This is a genomic window from Streptomyces sp. NPDC021622 (genome assembly GCF_040640795.1).
Lineage (GTDB): Bacteria > Actinomycetota > Actinomycetes > Streptomycetales > Streptomycetaceae > Streptomyces.
The window spans coordinates 84920-102815 of the sequence record NZ_JBFACK010000011.1 but is presented as its reverse complement, the minus strand read 5'-3'; the positions used below and the strand labels follow the sequence as shown (position 1 = coordinate 102815).

Here is a 17896-nt window from a genome sequence, read left to right as displayed (position 1 = left end):
AGGTCAGAGCCAGAGCGGGGCAGCGGCGGTGGCGGGCTCGGCCCCGCGCAGCCGCTGCACGAACGCGTCCGCATCCGCCGGCAACTCCGCCCCGCACCAGGCGACATGACCGTCGGGGCGCACGAGCACCAAGGGCTGCCCGTACCGCCGGGCCACGTCCGGGTCCGCGCACGGGGTGACGGTCAAGGGCACGCCGTGGTGGGCGAACGCCCGCCGCGCTTCCACCGCGGGCTCGGTCGGATCGAAGGTGAGCAGCACGTACCGGCGGCCGAAGAGGTCGAGCGTGGAGCGGTCCGGTGCGAGCCAGGCGTGCGGGGCGCGCACGCCCGGGACAGCTCCCTGCCGCCAGTCCGGCGTGCCCTGAGTCCGGTCGTTCATGACGAGCGGGGAGTCGTAACGCAGCCCGAAGGCCATGTCCGGGGCGTCGAACTCCCTGCGTACGCCGCCCTGTTCCATCCGCCGGGCCAGCTCGGCGCGGGCCCGCGCCCCCTCGGCGGTGTCGGCCGCGATCTCCGGGGGCAGGGTCCTGCGGGTGGTGCGCGCCATGTTGGCGTGTGCCTCGTCGAGGCTCTGCTCGGCGACCGGGCGCCGCTCGGTGTCGTAGCTGTCGAGGAGTCCGGGCCCCGCCCACCCGGCGAGCCGCGCCGCGAGCTTCCAGGCGAGGTTGTCGGCGTCCGCGATGCCGGTGTTCATGCCGAAGCCGCCGGACGGCGAGAGGGTGTGGGCGGCGTCGCCCGCGAAGAAGACCCGCCCGGCACGGAAGCTCTGGGCGACCCGGTGCGTCAGATGCCAGGTGTTGTCGGACAGGACGGTGAGCGGCGTGTCGAAGGCGACCGCCCGGCGCAGCAGCCCCAGCGCGTCCTCGGCCCGCTCCTCCTCGCTCTCGGCGCTCGCCGTCAGGCGGTACATCCGGCGTCCGTCCATCGCCCGCAGCGGATAGCGCAGCAGTCCGGGCGCGGTCAGGAAGTGCACGAGGGCCGCCGATTCGCCCAGCCTGTCGCGGAGTTCGGGGGCGTCGAAGAGGATGTTCCGGAACACCCGGGTGCGGTGGTACGAGGGAGCGGGCACCCCGCAGGCCTTGCGCAGCGGGGATGCCGCGCCGTCGCATGCCACCACGTACGCGGCCTCGACGGTGGTGCTCGTCCCGTCGGCCTCGTCCGTCACCGTGGCCGTCACCCGGTCGTCGTGCCGCACGATCCTGTCGCAGCGCAGGCCGAGGCCGACCGGGCCGCGCGGGCGGGTGCCGAGTGCGGCCAGGAGCGCCGGCATGAGCCAGTGCTGGGGGCAGACCTGGTCCGGCTCCGGGGTGTGCTCGGGCAGCGGCCTGCCGGCCGCGGTGCCGAAGGGGAGCCGCAGGATCTCGTGGCCGCCGACCGCGGTCACCCAGGCGACGTCGAGCGGATGGTCGTCCGGCCAGCCCGCAGCGCGCAGCGCGGGGGCGACGCCCCAGCGCCGGAAGAGCTCCATCGACCTGGGGCCGACGGTGCCCACCTTGGGGTGGCCGACCGTGCCGTCCGTGCGCTCCACCACGAGGTGGTCGACGCCGTGGTGGCGCAGGGCGAGGCTCAGGGCGAGGCCCACCGGGCCACCGCCGACGACGAGGACATCCGTTTGGAGTGGGGGGCGCGGCATCGGTCTCTCCCGTTCGTCGTCGGGCCGGGGTGCGGGCCTGCTGCCGCCCCGGGACAGTCTGTTGCCGGTGCGGGCGGCCCCACATCCCCCGCCGGTGCCCGGAACGCGTGGCTCCGCGCGGCCCGGAGCGGGTCCGCCGCCGCCCCGCGGGCGCGTCATCCCACGGGGATGCGCGGGTTCGCGCGGCCCCGGATCTCGGGCGGCTTCCGGCGGGGGCTTGTGTCCCTACCCTCGGGGCCACCGGCGCCCGCCGGGCCGCAGACCGAGCCGTCAGATCGGGGACTTCCATGGCCCAGCAGACCGATGCCCGTTCCCAACCCCCCGCCGAGGAGCCGTACTTCGACGATCTCGCCGAGTTGTACGAGCGGTTCATCCAGGTCATCGACGGCGACGAGAGCCCCGTACGCGGCTGGCTCAACGATCAGCTGCGGGACGGCGGCCGTGCCCTCGACGTCGGCTGCGGCGGTGGCCGCAACTGTGTGCTCCTGTCGACGCGTTACAAAGAGGTGCTCGGCGTGGACATCGCCGAGCGGATGCTCGACATCGCCCGTTCGCAGCGCGCCAAGCCGGCCATCCGCTACGAACGCCGCGGCGTCTTCGGTCTGTCGGCCGACCGGGACGGCACCTTCGATCTGGTCCTGTCCGTCAACTCCGTCTTCCACATGGGTCCGCCCGACGAGGTGCTCGCGCGGCTGCGCTCGCTGGTCGCGCCGGGCGGCCGGCTCGTCGTCATCGACGTGGTGCTCGACGACGACTGGGACACCTCGGTGGACGGCTGGCAACTGCCGTACGCCTTCGGCACCGCGCGGATGGTGTACCAGGTCTCGGGTGACTCCGCCGCGGCCGCCGACGCGGTGCGGCTGATGCTGCACCCGCGCTGGCTCGAGATGAGCCGGGGCAATCTCCCGCTGTCCCGCAGCGCCTTCCACCGTGCGTACGCCGACGCGCTGCCCGGAGCAGTGATCAGGGACGACGTGAACCCGACGCTCTGCACGGCTGTCTGGGACGCGCCGTCCGCCTGACCCGCCACCGGTCCGTCCTGACGTTCACCCCTCGGCCCGGGGCAGCCACGCGCAAGGACCCTCCAGGCAGTCGCGCAGGGCCCCGAGTTCATCGGGGGCCCCGGTGTAGCAGAGGTGCCCGTCGGGTCGTACGAGGCTGACCCGGGGCCGTCGCCCGGCGGCTCCCCAGCCGGGCGGCGGCCGCTCCCCCGCCCGCACCACGTGGACGTCGACCGGGACCGGATAGCGGCCGAGGAGGTCCCGGACCGCGCGAAGCCGCCCGTCGAACGCGGGGTCCGGGCGCCGCCCCTCGGAGATGAGCAGGCTGTAGCGGACGCCCTGCGCACCACCGCCGCCGGAGGCCGGGCGGAAGGCCCCGTACGGAATGCGGTCCCCGGGGCGTGGCCCGCGGCCCACCCGGCGGCGGGCCGCCGCGACCGCGGGGCTGCGGCGGTAGCCGATCCACGTCTGGGCGAACAGGCGGAAGATGCCGTGGCGCACCGGGCGAAGGCGGCTCAGCGGGCGGATGAGCAGCGGCGCGACATGGGTCCGGAACCAGACGGCGATGCCGTGGTCCACCGTCTCAAGGGCGAAGCCGCGGTCGGTGCCGCGGAGGACTTGGCGGGCCACCGGTCTGCGTTCGGCGTCGTAGGAGTCGAGGAGCCGCTCCCCTGCGTGCCCGCCCGCGACCTGGGCGAGCTTCCAGCCCAGGTTGAAGGCGTCACCGATGGCGAGGTTGAGGCCCTGGCCGCCGGCCGGGCTGTGGATGTGGGCGGCGTCGCCCAGCAGATGGACGGGGCCAGAGCCGAAGCGTTCGGCGATTCTGCTGTGCAGCCGGAACAGCGCGGTCCACTCCACCGTCCGCAGGGTGGCGTCCACCGAGAAGTACTCGTCGAACCACCGCTGCAGGGTCTCGTCGCCGATCGCCGCATAGGCGCTGTGCGGGGCGTGCGGTCCGTCCGGCGCCGGGGTGAACCCGCGCGGCACGGCGCCGAAGAAGCGGTACCGGTCGCCGCTCATGCCGAGCATCCCGACGAATCCGCCCCTGGCGAGGTTGAGCCGCAGGCGGCCGTCGGCGGGTCTGCCCGCGCCGGCGAAGTCGGTCTCGACGTCGGCGAGGAGACCGGTCTGCCCGAAGGTCCGCCCGGTGAACCCGAGCCCGAGGCTGCGGCGCACCGCGCTGCCCGCGCCGTCCGCCGCGGCGGTCCAGCGCGCGGACACCTCGAACTCGGCGCCGGAGCACCGCCGCAGCACCGCGGTCCGCGGGCGGGCCGGGTCGGTGAAGCGGACGAACTCGGTGTCCCAGTCGACCGCGGCGCCCCGCTCCGTCAGCGCGTCCACGAGCAGTTGCTCGGTCCGGTACTGCTCAAGGGCGAGGGCGTACGGGAAGGGGGTGCGCCCCTCGATGCCGCGGCCGGCGAGCGGGAAACCTCCCGCCCGCCGGCCGCGTTCGAACATCTCCACGTGCGTGATCTTGCGACCGGACTCGATCATCGGCGCGGCGACGCCGATCCGGTCGAGGAGCTCCAGGGTTCTGGTGTGGATGAGACCCGCGCGCGACTCCCGGACCGGACCGCCGGCCGCGTCCACGATGCGGCAGCGCACCCCGCACTCGGCCAGCACGTTCGCCAGGGCGAGGCCCGCCGGTCCCGCGCCGACGATCAGTACGTCCGTCTCCATCAACCGGCAGCCGGTGCCTGCCAGCAGGCGGCGTAGAAGCCTGGGTAGAGGTCGTCGGCGAACTCCACTCCGGGCAGCGACGCCTCGTAGGCCCGGTGGAACTCCTCGCGGCTCGGCGGGACGCTCAACTCGCTGAGCTTGCGCCAGCTGGGGTGCAGGAAGAGACTCAGGCCGTCGGCCGCGGCGCCCGCGTCCCCGGTGACCCGGTAGGCGGTCTGCGCGATCTCGAAGGCGTACGTGGTCTGCCAGTCCGGCTGCCCGTAGACGGGCGTGCGCTCGGGGTCGAAGACGACCAGGCGGCCGCCCGGGGCGACCAGCGAGCGCAGGTGGCCAAGGATCCGCTCGTAGCGGCCCATGTGGAAGACGGCGCTGAAGGAGAAGACGGCGTCGAACTGGCCGTCCTTCTCGGCGGTGACGTCGTAGGCGTCCCGCTCCTGGTAGCTGATGTTGGGTGCGGGACGGGACTTGCGGGCTATGTCGATCATGGGCGCGGCGGGGTCGATGCCGAGCACCTGGTCGTAGCGCTCGGAGAACATCAGGCAGTGCCGTCCGGCGCCGCAGCCGACGTCGAGCAGCCGGCCGCCGCCGGGCAGCCGGGCGTCGAGCCAGTCGTGGATGGGGTTCTGGCCCGACTCCACGCTGATGGTGAACTGTTCGAAGAGTGCGGCGAGATCACCGAAAAGGACCGGGATCTCCGCCGAGGGGGGACCGGCGGGAACGTCGTCCCGCGAGGTGGCAGCTGCTGTCATGGCGTTCTCGCTCCGCTTCGTGCCTCGATGTCCGCGGGCAGATGGGGTGCCACGGAGCGACGGGAGCCGCTCCGTGGCACCGAGGACGCTAACCAGCGGGCGGCGCCGCCCGGTACCTCGGGCGCCGCGCGGCGCGGGCTTCCCACGCGGATGCGTGGGGTGCTGGCCGCTCGCGCGGGCTGGACGGGGGATGCGGTTGGGTGAGCGGCAGCGCTAAGGGCTCCGGTGGATGTGCCACGCCGCGCCGTCGAGTACCTGCGGGTGCGCCGTGGCTGGTCGCGCAGTTCCCCGCGCCCCTTGCCGGGGCGCTGCCGGACCGCAGCGGAATTCTGCAAGACCGCTCACCGCTGCGCCAGCGGCAGCACAACCTCGTCGACGAGACGCGTGACGTACGCGCGATCCACCGGCTCGCCCGCAAGGAGCACCCGGAAGGAAATGACCGACGGCGCCAGTTGCCACAGCATCTCGACGTCCGCGCCCGCCGCGAGGTCGCCGCGGTCCCTGGCCCGGTTGAAGATGTCGACGACCATCTGCCGCTGGGCGTCGATGTAGCCGGCGCGCATCGCATCGGCCAGCTCGGGATTGCGGCGCAACTCCCCGACCAGGCCCGCGATCACGTCGCCGAGCCGGTCCATCTCGCCGAGCAGTCCGTCGAGTGCGGCGAGCAGGTCACCGCGGAGCGAGCCGGTGTCCCGCTGGGTGGCGACGCCCTCGACGGCGCTCGCGAAGGCGGCGACCACGAGGGCCGACTTGGACGGCCAGCGGCGGTAGACGGTGGCCTTGCTGGCGCGGGCGCGGGCGACGACGGCGTCGACCGTGAGGCGGTCGTAGCCCTTCTCGCGCAGCACATCGAGTGTGGCGCCGAGCAGTTGGTCCTGACGGGGACGGCCTCCCCTGAGCGGTGCGACGGACATGCCCGTCAGCTTACGGGCTGCCGCCCGAAGCCCTACAGTACGGTACGGTACCGTACTACTCAGGGAGGAGTGAGGCCCCCATGCCCGAACCCGCCGCCCTTTCCACGACGAAGGACCATCCGCGCCGCTGGGCCGGACTAGCGGTTCTTTCGATCAGCCTGCTGCTGGTCGTCACCGCCAACATCACGCTCACGGTGGCACTCGGCGACCTCGCGAGGGAGCTGGGCGCGACCACGTCCGAACTGCAGTGGATCCTCGACGCCTATCCGCTCACCATGGCCGCGCTGCTCTTCGCCCTCGGCGCGGCGGGCGAGAAGTACGGCCGCCGCGGCGCGCTGCTGCTCGGCCTCGTCGGGTTCGGGGCGTTCAGTGTGCTCGGCGCGGTCGGCGACTCCCCGGAGCAGCTGATCGCCGCCCGCACCGGACTCGGTGTCTCCGCCGCGCTGATCATGCCCGCGACGCTCGGTCTGATCCGGGTGACATTCTCCGACGAGGAGCGCCCGCGCGCACTCGCCCTGTGGTCGGCATCGGCCGGACTCGGGCTCGCGGCAGGGCCGTTGCTCAGCGGCTCGCTGGTGGAGCCGTACGGCTGGGAAGCGGCGTTCTACCTCAACATCCCGCTGGTCGTGGTGCTGCTCGCCGTCGCCGTGCCGCTGCTTCCCGCGTCGCGCAACGAGGACGCGGGCAAGCTCGACCCGCTGGGCGCCGTGCTGTCCTGTCTGCTCCTCGGAGGACTCGTGTACGGGGTCATCGAGGGCCCCGTCGAGGGCTGGACGTCGGTCCAGGTGCTCGGGGCGTGGGCGGTGGCCCTGGTGTCCCTGGTCTGTTTCATCGCCGTCGAGCTGCGGGTCAGCGATCCGATGCTCGACCTGCGCTGGTTCCTGAACCGGCACTTCGCCGCGGGCGCCGGGTTCTCGCTCATCACCTTCACGGTCCTGGTGGGCGTCATCTATCTGATCACGCTCTTCCTCCAGCAACTGCTCGGCGAGGACGCGCTCGGCACCGGCCTGCGGCTGCTTCCCGCCGGGCTCGCGATCATCGTGGGCGCGCCGGCCGGGGAGCAGCTGCACCGCAGGTTCGGCCCCAAGTGGCCGATCACGGCCGGGCTTTCGCTCGCCGTCGCCGGGGCCGCCGTGCTCGCGTCGGTCGATGTGTCCACCGACGCCCAGGTCGTGATGGTGGCCGGAATCCTCGTCGGTCTCGGCGGCGGTCTCGCCATCCCCTCCATGACGGAGTCCGTGATGGCCAACGCGCCCACCGAGCGCGGTTCGGTGGCCGGGGCGACCTTCGACGCGTCCATCGAGGTCGGCGCCGCACTCGGCATCGCCGTCTTCGGCAGCGTACTGACGAGCGTGTACAGCGATCAGCTGCCCGACCGGGTGGTGGCCCAACTGCCCCCGGAGGCAAGGGAAGCGGCCCAGGACTCGCTCGGCGCGGCGCTCGGCGTCGCCCAGCAGATGCCGGACGCCGCCGCGGGTCCGCTCGTCGCGGCGGCCCGCGAGGCGTTCACCGACGGCTTCGCCGCTGCGGCCATCGCGCTGATCGTGCTGGCCGGTGCGGGCGCCGTGTTGGCCGCCTTGGTCGCTCCGGGCCGTACCACTTCGAAGCAGTCGAGTCCTGCCGAGGCGAAGGCAGAGGCAGGCCATGGCCCGCCGGTGGCCTGAGCCGTCGCGGGCCGTGCCCTGAGCGCGGGGGCCCATCATCACGAGCAAACGACCAGAAAGGGAGCCTCGGATGAGCCACGACGCCGTACGTCCCGCACCGGGAGAGCCGACCTGGGTGGACCTCCTGACGCCGGACAGGGGAGCCGCCCTGCAGTTCTACAGCGCCCTGTTCGGCTGGGAGTTCAGCACCACGAGCGACGGCACTAGTCCGTACACGATGTGCCGGCTGCGGGGCCGGGAGGTGTGCAGCATCGGGGACCTCGGCGAGAACCCGGGCCCGGCCCTCGGCGGCTGGTCCAGCTATCTCAGCGTCGACGACGCCGACGCCGCGGCCGCCGCCGTACCGGAGCTCGGCGGTGCCGTGCTCCTCGGCCCGATCGACATCCTCGCACAGGGCAGGATGCTCCTCGCGGGCGATCCGTCGGGGCACCGCGTCGGCCTGTGGCAGGCGAAGGAGCACACGGGCAGCGGCCCCGACGACGGCATCGGCGCGTACACCCGCAGCGAGCTCCTCACCGGTGCGTCCGCGACCGACGGCGCCTTCTACCGGGGGCTGTTCGGCGCCGACTTTGCCACGGAGTCCGGTACGGACGGCGGCGGCCGCCGGGCCGCGATACGGCAGGTCGGTCCCGCCGCCCCGTCCGGCTGGTACCCCTGCTTCCGCGCACAGGAGTCCGCCGTGCCCGCCGCCGTCATGCTCGGCGCATCCGTGCTGCTGCGCTACGACTGCCCCGACGGCCCCGCGGTCGTGGTGAGCGCACCGGGCGGCGAGGTCTTCACACTGCTGCTCACCGACTGAGCCCGCGCACAGGAAGGCCCCGGCCCGGACGCTAAGCGTCCGGGCCGGGGCCGCGCCCGAAGGGGCGCGGGGAACTGCGCGCCCAGCCACAACACACCCGCAGCCGAGCGACGACGCACCTCACGGCTCTACCCGCGGAGCGTCACGCTCCGATGCGTGCCACCTCAATGATGAAGAGGCTGCTCGCGGTGGGGCGGACATCCACGACCTCCAGGCCCGCCCGGGTGAGCAGTTCGGTCAGATGCCGCCGAGTGTGCTTCTTGCCGCCCACGTTGAGCAGCAGCATCAGGTCCATGCCGGTGGTCACCTTGGGCTCGGGGCTGTCGTCGACCAAGTTCTGCACCAGGACGATCCGGCCGCCGGGGTGCACCACGTCGGCCACGTTGCGCAGGGTGGCCACCGTGCGGTCGTCGTCCCACTCCAGCAGGTTCTTGAGGATGTGCAGGTCCCCCGGCGGCACCCGCTCCACGCAGTCGCCGCCCACCACCCTTGCCCGGTCGGCGAGTTCACCGCCGGTGCGCAGCGCCGGGTCGGCCGTGGCCACGACGCCCGGCAGGTCGTAGAGCACCCCGGCCAGCCAGGCGTTCCGCTCGAGCAGCGTGCGCAGGAGATGCCCCCGGCCACCGCCGACGTCCACGACCTCGCGCACTCCCCGTACGTCGAGGACGTCGGCGACCATCGCGGAGGTGAAGCCGCTCGACTGCGTCATGGCCCGGTTGAAGATCTCCGCCGACTCCGGGGCGTCCTCGGCGAGATAGGGGAAGAACTCCTTGCCGTACAGGTCGGGGAAGACGCGCTCCCCGGTGCGCACGGCGGTCTCCAGGTGCGGCCAGGTCTGCCAGGTCCACGGGGCGACCGTCCACAGGACCTGGTAGCGCACGCTGTTCACGTCGTCCTCGCGCAGGACCCGCGACAGGTCCGTGTGGGCGAAGACGTCGTCGTCGGTTTCCTTGAACACCCCGTGCGTGCCGAGCGCGCGCAGCAGTCGTGCGAGCGCCGCGGGGTCGACTTCCAGGCGGGACGCCAACTCCTCGGCGGAGACCGGCTTGTCGCCGATCTCGTCCGGCACGCGCAGCCGGACGGCCGTCATCATCATGGCGGAGACCCAGAGTCCCATCGCCAGTTCCTTCACGCGCGCCGCGGTGGCCAGTTCAGGTGCGTACTCATTTGCGGACATGGCTCTTCCGTCTCTCTCAGAGGGTCAAGCAGGATTCGGTACTGGGCAGTCGGTCTCTTGATGGCGTACGCCCGTCACGCGCCGCCGGTGACGCGCACCACCTCGCCGGTGATGGCGCCGTTCGCCGACGAGCACAGGAAGACGACGGTGTCCGCCACGTGCCGGGCCAGCGGCAGCCGGCCGGTCGGCAGTTCCCGCAGCACCTCCTGGAGGAGCTGCGGCGGGAGTCCGGCCCGCTCCGCCTCGTCCTTGCCGTCCAGGACGAGGCCGGGCATCACCACGTTGACCAGGACGCCGTCGGGCCCCAACTCCCAGGCGAGGGAGCGGGTTGCGCCGTGCAGCCCGGCCTTGGCGGCGGCGAGCACCGTGGTGCCGTGCGCGCCGCGCGCCGCGACGATGCTCGACACGTTGACGACGCGGCCCGCGGAGCTGCGGCGCAGCCGGGGCAGCGCGTGGTGCAGCAGCCGCAGGTGGCCGGTGAGGTTGGCGTCGAGCACCGGCTCCCAGTCCGTGCCATCGCCGAAGGGCGGCGAGTGGGGTCCCGGTGGCGGGCCTTCCCAGGACGCCGCGTTGTTCACCAGGACGTCGAGGGTGCCCCAGCGGTCGAGCACGGCGTCGACGGTGCGCCGCGCGGACGCGTCGTCGGCGAGGTCGTACGGCAGGACCATCGCCCGCCCGCCGGCCTCCTTCACCGCGCGCGCCACCTTCTCGGCGGCCTCGCCACGGCTGCGGTAGGTCAGCGCGACCCTGGCTCCCTCACGGCCGAATGCCACGGCCGTCGCCGCGCCGATGTTCGTCGATCCGCCGGTGATCAGCGCCACCCGGCCTTGCAGTCCCAGCTCCATCGTCGTCTCCTCTCAACAGGGATACGGGTGGGGCGAGTTCAGTGCCCGGGGTTCTGCCGGGGCCCCACCGGGACAGCACGGGTCCGGTCAGTGCCGTGGCGAGCAGCGCGAACACGGTCAGCGTGCCGAAGAGCTCCGCGCCGAGCAGGCCGTTGCTGAAGCCGATCGACAGGATCACCAGCTCGGTGACGCCCCGGGTGTTCAACACCGCGCCGAGCAACAGCGATTCGCGCGGTTTCATGCCGCTGAGGGCACCGGCCCCCAGCGCGGCGACGAGCTTCCCTGCGAGGGCGACCCCGCCGAGTAGACCGAGCAGCCACAGCTCGGACGCGACCGCGCCCAGGTCCACCGCCATGCCGCTGACCACGAAGTACAGCGGCGCGAGCAGCGCCGCCACGGGGCGCAGCACGGCGCGGGCGGGGCCGAGCGGATCGACGTCCCCCACGGGGCGCAGGGCAAAGCCAAGGAGGAACGCCCCGAACACGGCGTGCACCCCGAGCAGCGAGGTGACCCACGCGGAGAGCAGGATCCCGGCGGCGAGCAGCGCGGCCGCCGGATGCGCCGCGACCGGTCCGCGCGCCGTGGCGAGCCGCACCAGGAGGCGGCGGCCCAGGGTCAGCAGCAGCGCGGTGTACAGCGCGCAGCCGGCCAGGCCCGCGATCCCCTCCCCCAGTTCGCCGCTGCCGTCCACGGCGAGCGCCACGGCGAGCACCGTCCAGGCGAGCGCGTCGCAGACGGCCGCGCTGCCGATGCTCGTCACCCCCAGGCGGGTGTCCGCGAGGCCCAGGTCCGACATGATGCGGGCAAGGACGGGCAGCGCGGTCACCGCGAGCGCGGTGGCGAGGAACAGCACGAAGGCGACGGAGCGTCCGGAACCCGGGCCGTACGCATCGGCGAGCAGCGCGGCGACCGCGGCCCCCGCGGCGAACGGCACCAGGAAGCTCGCGCCGCCGATCAGCAGGATCCGCCGCCCGTGCCGCGGGGATGGGCCGTGCCCCGTGGCGCAGCCCGTCTCGAAGAGGAAGAGCAGCAGCCCGAGTCCCCCCAGGGCGGCGAGCCCTTCGCGGACCGGAGCTGTGAGCAGTTCCCGCTCCATGCCGCCGGTCAGCACGAGGCCGAGCACGATGCCCACGGAGAGCTCCGCCACCACGGCGGGCTGACCGATCCGCCGGGCCAGCACATGCACGGCCCGTACGGCGAACAGGAGCGCGGCGGCGGCCAGCAGCAGCCGCTCCGTGGGCATCGCGCTCATCACGGCTGGTTGGCCTGTATCTGCTCGCTCCGCAGCTTCGCCTCGCGCAGGATCTCCTCGCTCGGCGCCTGGCCGGTGATGCCGGAGAGCAGAGCGGCGAAGTCGATCTTCGGGGGCATCTTCCGCTCGGGGTCGACGATCTCCTGGGCGCCCTCCCAGTACTGCTCCTTGCGCATCTTGACGTTGTAGAAGAAGCGGACGAAGTCCAGGACATGGCCAAGGAACGTGCGGTAGTTGTCCTCGTACTCCTTGAGCAGCTCGGCCTCCTTCGCCGGCTCGCGCAGCGCCGTGTCGACCGCGGTGGACAGGGAGAGCGCGCCCCGCATGGCGAGGGTGACGCCGGTGGAGAACAGCGGGTCGACGAAGGCGGCGGCGTCGCCCACGATGGCCCAGCCCGGCCCGTGGAACTTGTTGCACTCGTACGACCAGTCGCGCAGCGTGCGGTAGGCGCTGACCCGGGTGGCGTCCGCGGTCAGCTTGCGGACCTCCACCGATGCCGCGAGCTCCTTCTCGAACAGCTGGTCCGTGCTGAGTCCGGACTCCTTGAGCAGCGCGGTGCGGGTGACGTAGCCGATGCTCACGGTGCCGTCGCTGAGCGGGATGAACCAGAACCATCCGGGCGGGTTCTCGTCCTGCCACATGTTCTCGACGACGATGTCGCCGGCCTTCTCCTCCGAGATCCGGCCGCAGCCCTGGAAGTAGCTCCACACGGCGACGTTGCGCAGGTCCTCGTGCCACTCGACGAGGTCGAGCCTGCGGCCCATCACCCGGCCCTGCCCGGAGGCGTCGACGATCATCCGGGAGGTGATCCGCACCGGTTCGTCGCGGCCCTTGACCGTGTAGAGGAGGCCGGTGGCGCGGTCCCCGTCGAAGAGGATGTCCTTGACGGTGGCCTCTTCGACGACGTCGGCGCCGAGTTCCCTGGCGCGGGTCAGGAGCAGGGCGTCGAAGTCGGCTCGGCGCGCCTGGAACGAGTAGTCGTAGCCGCTTCCGTCGCTGAACCGGAAATCCCAGGTGCCGTCGGTGGCGCCCCACAGCAGGGTGCCGCCGTACTTCTTGGTGAAGCCGAGCTGTTCGAGCCGGTCCCACAGGCCGAGTTCCTCCACCACCCCGAGACAGCCGGGAATGAGGGACTCGCCTATGTGGTAGCGAGGGAACTTCTCCTTCTCCAGGAGGAGCACCCGGTGGCCCTCCCTCGCCAGGAGGGCGGCGGTGGTCGAGCCCGCCGGTCCGCCGCCGATGACGACGACGTCGTATGCGCTCGGAGTATTGGTCACGCTGATCTCCCTTGTCGTGACGGCCCGTCAGAGGCCGTTCCTCTATGGCCTGCTGACCACGCCGACGCCTCGCTGCCAGTGGTAGAACTGCCGGGCGGATGCCTTCTCGACGCTGCCCCAGGCCCCCTGATAGGGCGTGATGAACTCGTCGAGCGCCTCGCTGATCTGGGTGAACAGCGGGTTGTCGTGCTGCGGCGTGAGCGTCGACGAGAGCGGGTCCTCGGTCTGTACGAGGTGGAAGTACAGGTCGTGGAAGGTGAGCAGCCTGCGCTCGCGCACCCCCACGATGTCGGGCAGTTCGGTGGCGTCGGACGCGGCGAACAGCCTGCTGATGTCGGCCTCGCTGCCCGGCTTCATCCGGGCGACGATCAAGGTGGTGTTCATCGGTTCTCGCCCTTTCCGGCGTTGTCGGATGTGGTGCGCGAGCGGGCGATGGCCTCGATCCGGTCGCGGATCAGCTCCATCTGGATCGCGGAGTTGTGGTTGATGTGCTTGGTCATGGCCGCGTCGTCGGCCGGCGCCTCGGGCTTCATGTGGAAGTCCTGCACCCAGCGCATCCGCACGCCGCCGTCGGCGGGGGTGAACTCCCAGAAGATGTCCATGAATTCGAAGGGTCCCGTCTCGACCCGGCGGGCCCGCACCGTGTGCGTGGCGGGGTCCGTGGTGCGTTCGGACACCCAGCTCCACTGCTTGCCCTGCTCGTCGGGGAGCATGGTGAGCCGGAACCGGACGGTCTCGCCCCGGCGTTCGAGGACTTCGACCGACGCGTACTCGCTGAAGAGGCCGGGCCAGCCCTCGACGTCGTTGACGACCTCCCAGATCAGCTCGATCGGCGCGTCGATGACGATGCTGTTGTCGGTGTGCGCGGTCATGAGTTCACTTCCCGCTTCCGCAGATGGTCGTTGACGAGGGCGACGGTCTGGCGGGGCGTCATCGTGGTGACGATCGCTCCGTCGGGCAGCGTCACTCCCAGGGCGTTCTCGATCTGCGACTGGATCTCCAGGACGGCGAGCGAGTCGTAGTCGAGTGCGGTGTAGTCGGTGTCGGCGTCCTCGTCGGGGCCGCCGCGGGTGATCTCGCGGAGCATGTCGATGGTGAATTCAGTCATTCCCTCTCCTCACTTGACGTGCTGGTGCGGTACGCGTCAGTCCCCGCCGCCCGGTGCCGGCTCGCGCAGGACGAGCGCGGAGTTCATGCCGCCGTGGCCGCGCGCGACGACGAGCGCGGTCCGTACGGGTCCTGGCCGCGGCTCGCCCACCACGAGGTCGAGGTCGTAATCGGGGTGGGGGACGATCGCCGCGCCGGACGGCGGGACGACGTCGTCCCTGATGGCCAGGAGCGCGGTGGCGACGTCAAGGGACGCACCGCCGTACAGCCGGCCGGTCATCGTCTTGGGCGCGGTGACCGGTACGCCGCGCGGCCCGAAGACCCAGGCGAGCGCCTCGGCCTCGATCCGGTCCAGTTCGGGCACGGCGGCCGCGTCGGCGAAGACGACATCGATCTCCTCGGGCGCCATGCGGGCGTCGATCAGGGCGTTCATCACCGCCCTGCGCAGGCCCGGTTCGCGTCCGCTGCCCGGCGCCGGGTCGAAGGTCGACGCGTGGCCGACGATCTCCCCGTACCGGTGGGCGGCGCCCCGCTCGGCGGCGGACTCCGCGTCCTCGACGATCAGCATCGCGCCGCCCTCGCCCGGCAGATGGCCGCGGGCCCGGGCGTCGAACGGCAGATACGCGAGCTGCGGGTCGTCGCTGGTACTCAGCCGGCCGGTGGAGAGCTGGGCGACCAGGCCGTAGGGACACAGGGAGGCGTCGGTGCCGCCGCTGACGACGAGCCGCGCGCCTTCCCTGACCACCCGGCGGGAGTGCCCCAACGCGTCCAGGGCACCGGCCTGTTCGGCGGCGACAACGCCGCAGGGGCCGCGCATCCCGTGCCGGATGGAGATCTGGCCGGTGGTCGCGGCGTAGAACCACGCGATCGACTGGTACGCGCCGACGTACCGCGGGCCGCGCGACCAGAGGCTCTCGATCTCGTGCTGGCCGAACTCGGTGCCGCCCGACGACGACGAGGTGACCACCGCCATGTCGTACTCGGGCAGCGTGGCGGGGTCGGCGCCGGCGTCGGAGAGGGCCTCTTCGGTGGCGGTGAGCGCCAGGTGGGTCCAGCGGTCGGTCTGTACGGCGAGCCGGTCGTGGATGTGCTCCTCGGTGCGGTACGCGGAGATCTCGCCCGCGAGCCGTACGGGATAGCCGGAGGCGTCGAAGCGGGTCAGCGGTCCGATGCCGCTCTCGCCGCGCAGGACGGCCGACCAGTAGGGCGCCACTCCCAGGCCGTTGGGCGCTGCGACACCGATGCCGGTGACGACCGCGGTGGCGGTACGGGTGGCCGTGCGCACGCTCATCGGCTCCCCCGGTCACGGGTGAGGAGCATCGCGGTCTGGAAGCCGCCGAAGCCGCTGCCCACCGAGAGCACGGTGTCCATGGTGTGGTCGCGGGCGGTCAGCGGGACGTAGTCGAGGTCGCACTCGGGGTCGGGGGTGTGCAGATTGGCGGTGGGCGGCACCACTTGGTGCTCGAGGGCCAGGGCGCACGCCGCGACCTCGATCGCGCCGATCGCGCCGAGCGAGTGGCCCACCATCGACTTGATGGAGCTGACGGGTACGTCGTAGGCGTGCGTGCCCAGGCTGCGCTTGAACGCGGCCGTCTCGTGCCGGTCGTTCTGCCGGGTGCCGGAGCCGTGCGCGTTGATGTAGTCGACCGCGGTGGGGTCGAGGCGCGCCCGGTCGAGCGCCACCCGCACGGCCTCCGCCATCTCCCTGCCGTCCGGCTTGAGTCCGGTCATGTGGAAGGCGTTGCTGCGGTGCACACTGGCGGCGACCTCGGCGTAGATGTGCGCTCCCCTGGCCTGCGCGCGCTCCCGCTCCTCCAGGACGAGGACGGCGGAGCCCTCGCCGAGCACGAAGCCGTTGCGGTCCAGGTCGAAGGGGCGCGAGGCGTGCTCGGCGTCGTCGTTGCTGGGCGAAGTGGCCTTGATCGCGTCGAAACAGGCCGAGGTGATGGGCGAGATCGGCGCGTCGGTGGCGCCCGCGATCATCACGTCGGCCGAGCCCTCGGCGATGAGCTGGCGGCCGTACCCGACGGCGTCGAGCCCCGAAGTGCAGCCGGTGGAGATGAGGTTGACGGGTCCTTCGGCGCCGCAGGCCCAGGCCGTCTCGACGGCGAGGCTGCTGGGGACCATGTAGTCGTAGAGCTCGGGAACGCCGTAGCGGTGGTCGACCAGGTGGTGCTTGCCGCCGTCGCTCAGGACGACGTACTCCTGCTCGAGACCCGTGGTGCAGCCGACCGCGCTGCCCAGGCTCACGCCGGTGCGGTGCGCGGGGAGTTCGTCCGCGATGCCGCTGTCGGCAACCGCCTCGCGGGCCGCGGTGACCGCGAACTGGGCTGCCCGGTCCATCCGGCGGATCTCCTGCGGGCTCAGGCCCTCGGCGGCCGGATGGAAGTCGCACTCGGCGGCGATCTGGGAGCGGAATCCGGTCGGGTCGAACAGCGAGATCCGCCGGGTCGCGGTGCGTCCGTCGGTGAGCAGTTTCCAGAAGGCCTTGGTCCCGATCCCGCCGGGCGCCACCACTCCTATGCCGGTGATGACGGCCTGGCGGGGACTCACCTGGCCTCCTCGGTCAGCGTCTCGGTGTCCACGTGCCCCAGTTCGGGGCGGGGCGCGAGCGGGCCGAGGTGGAAGACGATCCGGGCCGGTACGTCGCCGGTGTTGCGCACCCGGTGGCGCATGCCGATGGGCACCATCAGGCCCTGGTCGGTGCCGACTTGATGGGGTACGTCGTCGAGGTCGACGGTGACCGAGCCCTGGACGACGTAGAGGAACTCCTCGGAGTAGGGGTGGTAGTGCTCGGCGACGCGGTCGCCGGGGTCGATGAGTGCCACTCCGAGAAAGCCGGAGGTCGAGCCGACGGACTTCGGGCTGAGCACGGTGCGCAGATCGCCGCCGCGCCGGCGGTTGGGCGGTGCGTCGTCGAGGGAGACGACGGGTACGGGGATGGTGGTCACGCTTCCTCCTCGGGCCTGGCGGTGCCACTCGGCAAGGACGGGTGCGGGTGGAGCGGATGCGCGAGCGTCATCGCACAGCGCGTGAAGAAGGTGCGGAAGCCGCTTTCGGTGGTCAGGTCCTGGTCGAAGTCCAGGAGGTCGTTCAGCTTGGCGCCGAGGCCCGAGTACGGGACGACACGGATGAGGTTGCCGACTTCCTCGTCGGCGTCGGCGGTCGCTTCCCAGAACCGCACGACGGTGTCGCCCCGGGCGTAGACGGTGCTGCTGACCAGGGCGGACGAAAGCTGCTTCGAGGTTCCGGGCGCGATGCCCGCGGCGAGCAGACGCCGTAACTCCCCCGCCCTTCCGGGGCGTACGGGATAGAGCAGGGCGCGGCGGTGCGGCGGGCGCGGCCCGGGGTGCGGCCGGGCGAAGTGGGCCCGGCGCACGAGCACGGCGGCGCGCAGGAACCCGCGGGTCGAGCGGGCCGCGGGCACTCGGCAGCACTCGCGCAGCAGGCTCTCGGCCTCCGGGTCCGCCTTCGGTTCCTCGTCCGGCGTCGGGCCCTGCGCCGCGCCGGTGTTGTTCTCGACGATGTGCAGCACGGTGCCCGCGGCGGTGAACGTCGCCACGGGAGCCGGCCCGGAGGACTGTCGTGCCAACAGCCCTGCGAGCCGCGGTTCTTGACCAAGAGCTACTGGAATGCCCAGCGCGATGCGTGCCATGCGTGGCTCCCCCCGTGAAGCTGGTCGAGCGGTCTTCGGTCCGTCGGGAATATGCCGACGGAACGAGACTGCACGCCTGCTCTCAGGAACCTCCCAGGGCTTACACAAGGTGCCAGGTCAGCGCCGGTTCAGCAGCACTTCGGC

At 72.3% G+C, this 17896-nt stretch carries 18 protein-coding genes; 3 read left to right on the top strand and 15 right to left on the bottom strand.

Features of this window, described 5'->3' with window-relative positions; genetic code table 11:
- Window positions 1-3 precede the first annotated feature (3 nt).
- A complete protein-coding gene (locus AB0G47_RS22470) occupies window positions 4-1632 on the bottom strand; it encodes an FAD-dependent monooxygenase (protein WP_360772652.1) in 1629 nt (542 codons plus the stop codon).
- 287 nt (window positions 1633-1919) lie between these two features.
- Here AB0G47_RS22470 and AB0G47_RS22465 point away from each other — a divergent pair, with 287 nt between their 5' ends.
- On the top strand, window positions 1920-2654 hold the full coding sequence (locus AB0G47_RS22465) for a class I SAM-dependent methyltransferase (RefSeq protein WP_360772649.1): 735 nt from the start codon (window positions 1920-1922) through the stop codon (window positions 2652-2654).
- A gap of 24 nt (window positions 2655-2678) precedes the next feature.
- On the opposite strand, the gene AB0G47_RS22460 is transcribed toward AB0G47_RS22465, so the two are convergent.
- The 3 genes from AB0G47_RS22460 to AB0G47_RS22450 form a co-directional block, all read right to left on the bottom strand.
- Complete coding sequence (locus AB0G47_RS22460) at window positions 2679-4313, bottom strand: FAD-dependent monooxygenase (RefSeq protein ID WP_360772646.1); 1635 nt, start codon at window positions 4311-4313, stop codon at window positions 2679-2681.
- On the bottom strand, window positions 4313-5062 hold the full coding sequence (locus AB0G47_RS22455) for a methyltransferase domain-containing protein (protein WP_360772643.1): 750 nt from the start codon (window positions 5060-5062) through the stop codon (window positions 4313-4315). The genes AB0G47_RS22460 and AB0G47_RS22455 overlap by 1 nt, the downstream gene beginning before the upstream one ends.
- Before the next feature lie 341 nt (window positions 5063-5403).
- The gene (locus AB0G47_RS22450) at window positions 5404-5976 is read right to left on the bottom strand and encodes a TetR/AcrR family transcriptional regulator (RefSeq protein ID WP_360772640.1); all 573 of its coding nucleotides are present in this window, start codon (window positions 5974-5976) and stop codon (window positions 5404-5406) included.
- 80 nt (window positions 5977-6056) lie between these two features.
- Here AB0G47_RS22450 and AB0G47_RS22445 point away from each other — a divergent pair, with 80 nt between their 5' ends.
- Complete coding sequence (locus AB0G47_RS22445; RefSeq protein WP_360772637.1) at window positions 6057-7640, top strand: MFS transporter; 1584 nt, start codon at window positions 6057-6059, stop codon at window positions 7638-7640.
- A gap of 70 nt (window positions 7641-7710) precedes the next feature.
- Window positions 7711-8439 (top strand): VOC family protein, encoded by a 729-nt coding sequence (locus AB0G47_RS22440; RefSeq protein ID WP_360772635.1) that lies wholly within the window; start codon window positions 7711-7713, stop codon window positions 8437-8439.
- Window positions 8440-8581: 142 nt separating this feature from the next.
- Here the strand turns inward: AB0G47_RS22440 and AB0G47_RS22435 are convergent, their stop codons facing one another.
- From AB0G47_RS22435 to AB0G47_RS22385, 11 genes are all read right to left on the bottom strand, one after another.
- Window positions 8582-9616, bottom strand: coding sequence for a methyltransferase (locus tag AB0G47_RS22435; RefSeq protein ID WP_360772632.1), 1035 nt, complete (start codon window positions 9614-9616; stop codon window positions 8582-8584).
- A 74-nt stretch (window positions 9617-9690) separates the two neighbouring features.
- Window positions 9691-10461: an SDR family NAD(P)-dependent oxidoreductase gene (locus AB0G47_RS22430; protein ID WP_360772629.1), complete on the bottom strand. Its 771-nt coding sequence runs from the start codon at window positions 10459-10461 to the stop codon at window positions 9691-9693.
- Complete coding sequence (locus AB0G47_RS22425; RefSeq protein WP_360772626.1) at window positions 10373-11713, bottom strand: cation:proton antiporter; 1341 nt, start codon at window positions 11711-11713, stop codon at window positions 10373-10375. Before AB0G47_RS22425 ends, AB0G47_RS22430 begins: the two co-directional genes overlap by 89 nt.
- Window positions 11713-12990, bottom strand: coding sequence for an NAD(P)/FAD-dependent oxidoreductase (locus tag AB0G47_RS22420; RefSeq protein ID WP_360772623.1), 1278 nt, complete (start codon window positions 12988-12990; stop codon window positions 11713-11715). The genes AB0G47_RS22425 and AB0G47_RS22420 overlap by 1 nt, the downstream gene beginning before the upstream one ends.
- 42 nt (window positions 12991-13032) lie before the next feature.
- A complete protein-coding gene (locus AB0G47_RS22415; RefSeq protein WP_360772621.1) occupies window positions 13033-13374 on the bottom strand; it encodes a TcmI family type II polyketide cyclase in 342 nt (113 codons plus the stop codon).
- Window positions 13371-13862 carry an SRPBCC family protein gene (locus AB0G47_RS22410; RefSeq protein ID WP_360772618.1) on the bottom strand — a complete coding sequence of 164 codons (492 nt, stop codon included), beginning with the start codon at window positions 13860-13862 and terminating at the stop codon, window positions 13371-13373. Before AB0G47_RS22410 ends, AB0G47_RS22415 begins: the two co-directional genes overlap by 4 nt.
- Entirely contained in the window at window positions 13859-14098 is a 240-nt protein-coding gene (locus AB0G47_RS22405) for an acyl carrier protein (protein ID WP_360772616.1), read from the bottom strand. The genes AB0G47_RS22410 and AB0G47_RS22405 overlap by 4 nt, the downstream gene beginning before the upstream one ends.
- Before the next feature lie 36 nt (window positions 14099-14134).
- Complete coding sequence (locus AB0G47_RS22400) at window positions 14135-15388, bottom strand: ketosynthase chain-length factor (RefSeq protein WP_360772613.1); 1254 nt, start codon at window positions 15386-15388, stop codon at window positions 14135-14137.
- Window positions 15385-16650 carry a beta-ketoacyl-[acyl-carrier-protein] synthase family protein gene (locus tag AB0G47_RS22395; protein ID WP_360772610.1) on the bottom strand — a complete coding sequence of 422 codons (1266 nt, stop codon included), beginning with the start codon at window positions 16648-16650 and terminating at the stop codon, window positions 15385-15387. Before AB0G47_RS22395 ends, AB0G47_RS22400 begins: the two co-directional genes overlap by 4 nt.
- Window positions 16647-17048: a cupin domain-containing protein gene (locus AB0G47_RS22390; protein ID WP_360772607.1), complete on the bottom strand. Its 402-nt coding sequence runs from the start codon at window positions 17046-17048 to the stop codon at window positions 16647-16649. Before AB0G47_RS22390 ends, AB0G47_RS22395 begins: the two co-directional genes overlap by 4 nt.
- Entirely contained in the window at window positions 17045-17659 is a 615-nt protein-coding gene (locus AB0G47_RS22385; RefSeq protein ID WP_360772605.1) for a SchA/CurD-like domain-containing protein, read from the bottom strand. Before AB0G47_RS22385 ends, AB0G47_RS22390 begins: the two co-directional genes overlap by 4 nt.
- Window positions 17660-17896: the final 237 nt, after the last annotated feature.

What these genes read in the sequence shown, in the direction of transcription:
- AB0G47_RS22455 (WP_360772643.1), bottom strand. Translation starts at nt 5,062, where the DNA reads ATGACAGCAGCTGCCACCTCGCGGGACGACGTTCCCGCCGGTCCCCCC.
- AB0G47_RS22415 (WP_360772621.1), bottom strand. Translation starts at nt 13,374, where the DNA reads ATGAACACCACCTTGATCGTCGCCCGGATGAAGCCGGGCAGCGAGGCC.
- AB0G47_RS22435 (WP_360772632.1), bottom strand. Translation starts at nt 9,616, where the DNA reads ATGTCCGCAAATGAGTACGCACCTGAACTGGCCACCGCGGCGCGCGTG.
- AB0G47_RS22400 (WP_360772613.1), bottom strand. Translation starts at nt 15,388, where the DNA reads ATGAGCGTGCGCACGGCCACCCGTACCGCCACCGCGGTCGTCACCGGC.
- AB0G47_RS22465 (WP_360772649.1), top strand. Translation starts at nt 1,920, where the DNA reads ATGGCCCAGCAGACCGATGCCCGTTCCCAACCCCCCGCCGAGGAGCCG.
- AB0G47_RS22405 (WP_360772616.1), bottom strand. Translation starts at nt 14,098, where the DNA reads ATGACTGAATTCACCATCGACATGCTCCGCGAGATCACCCGCGGCGGC.
- AB0G47_RS22450 (WP_360772640.1), bottom strand. Translation starts at nt 5,976, where the DNA reads ATGTCCGTCGCACCGCTCAGGGGAGGCCGTCCCCGTCAGGACCAACTG.
- AB0G47_RS22425 (WP_360772626.1), bottom strand. Translation starts at nt 11,713, where the DNA reads ATGAGCGCGATGCCCACGGAGCGGCTGCTGCTGGCCGCCGCCGCGCTC.
- AB0G47_RS22445 (WP_360772637.1), top strand. Translation starts at nt 6,057, where the DNA reads ATGCCCGAACCCGCCGCCCTTTCCACGACGAAGGACCATCCGCGCCGC.
- AB0G47_RS22430 (WP_360772629.1), bottom strand. Translation starts at nt 10,461, where the DNA reads ATGGAGCTGGGACTGCAAGGCCGGGTGGCGCTGATCACCGGCGGATCG.
- AB0G47_RS22460 (WP_360772646.1), bottom strand. Translation starts at nt 4,313, where the DNA reads ATGGAGACGGACGTACTGATCGTCGGCGCGGGACCGGCGGGCCTCGCC.
- AB0G47_RS22470 (WP_360772652.1), bottom strand. Translation starts at nt 1,632, where the DNA reads ATGCCGCGCCCCCCACTCCAAACGGATGTCCTCGTCGTCGGCGGTGGC.
- AB0G47_RS22410 (WP_360772618.1), bottom strand. Translation starts at nt 13,862, where the DNA reads ATGACCGCGCACACCGACAACAGCATCGTCATCGACGCGCCGATCGAG.
- AB0G47_RS22440 (WP_360772635.1), top strand. Translation starts at nt 7,711, where the DNA reads ATGAGCCACGACGCCGTACGTCCCGCACCGGGAGAGCCGACCTGGGTG.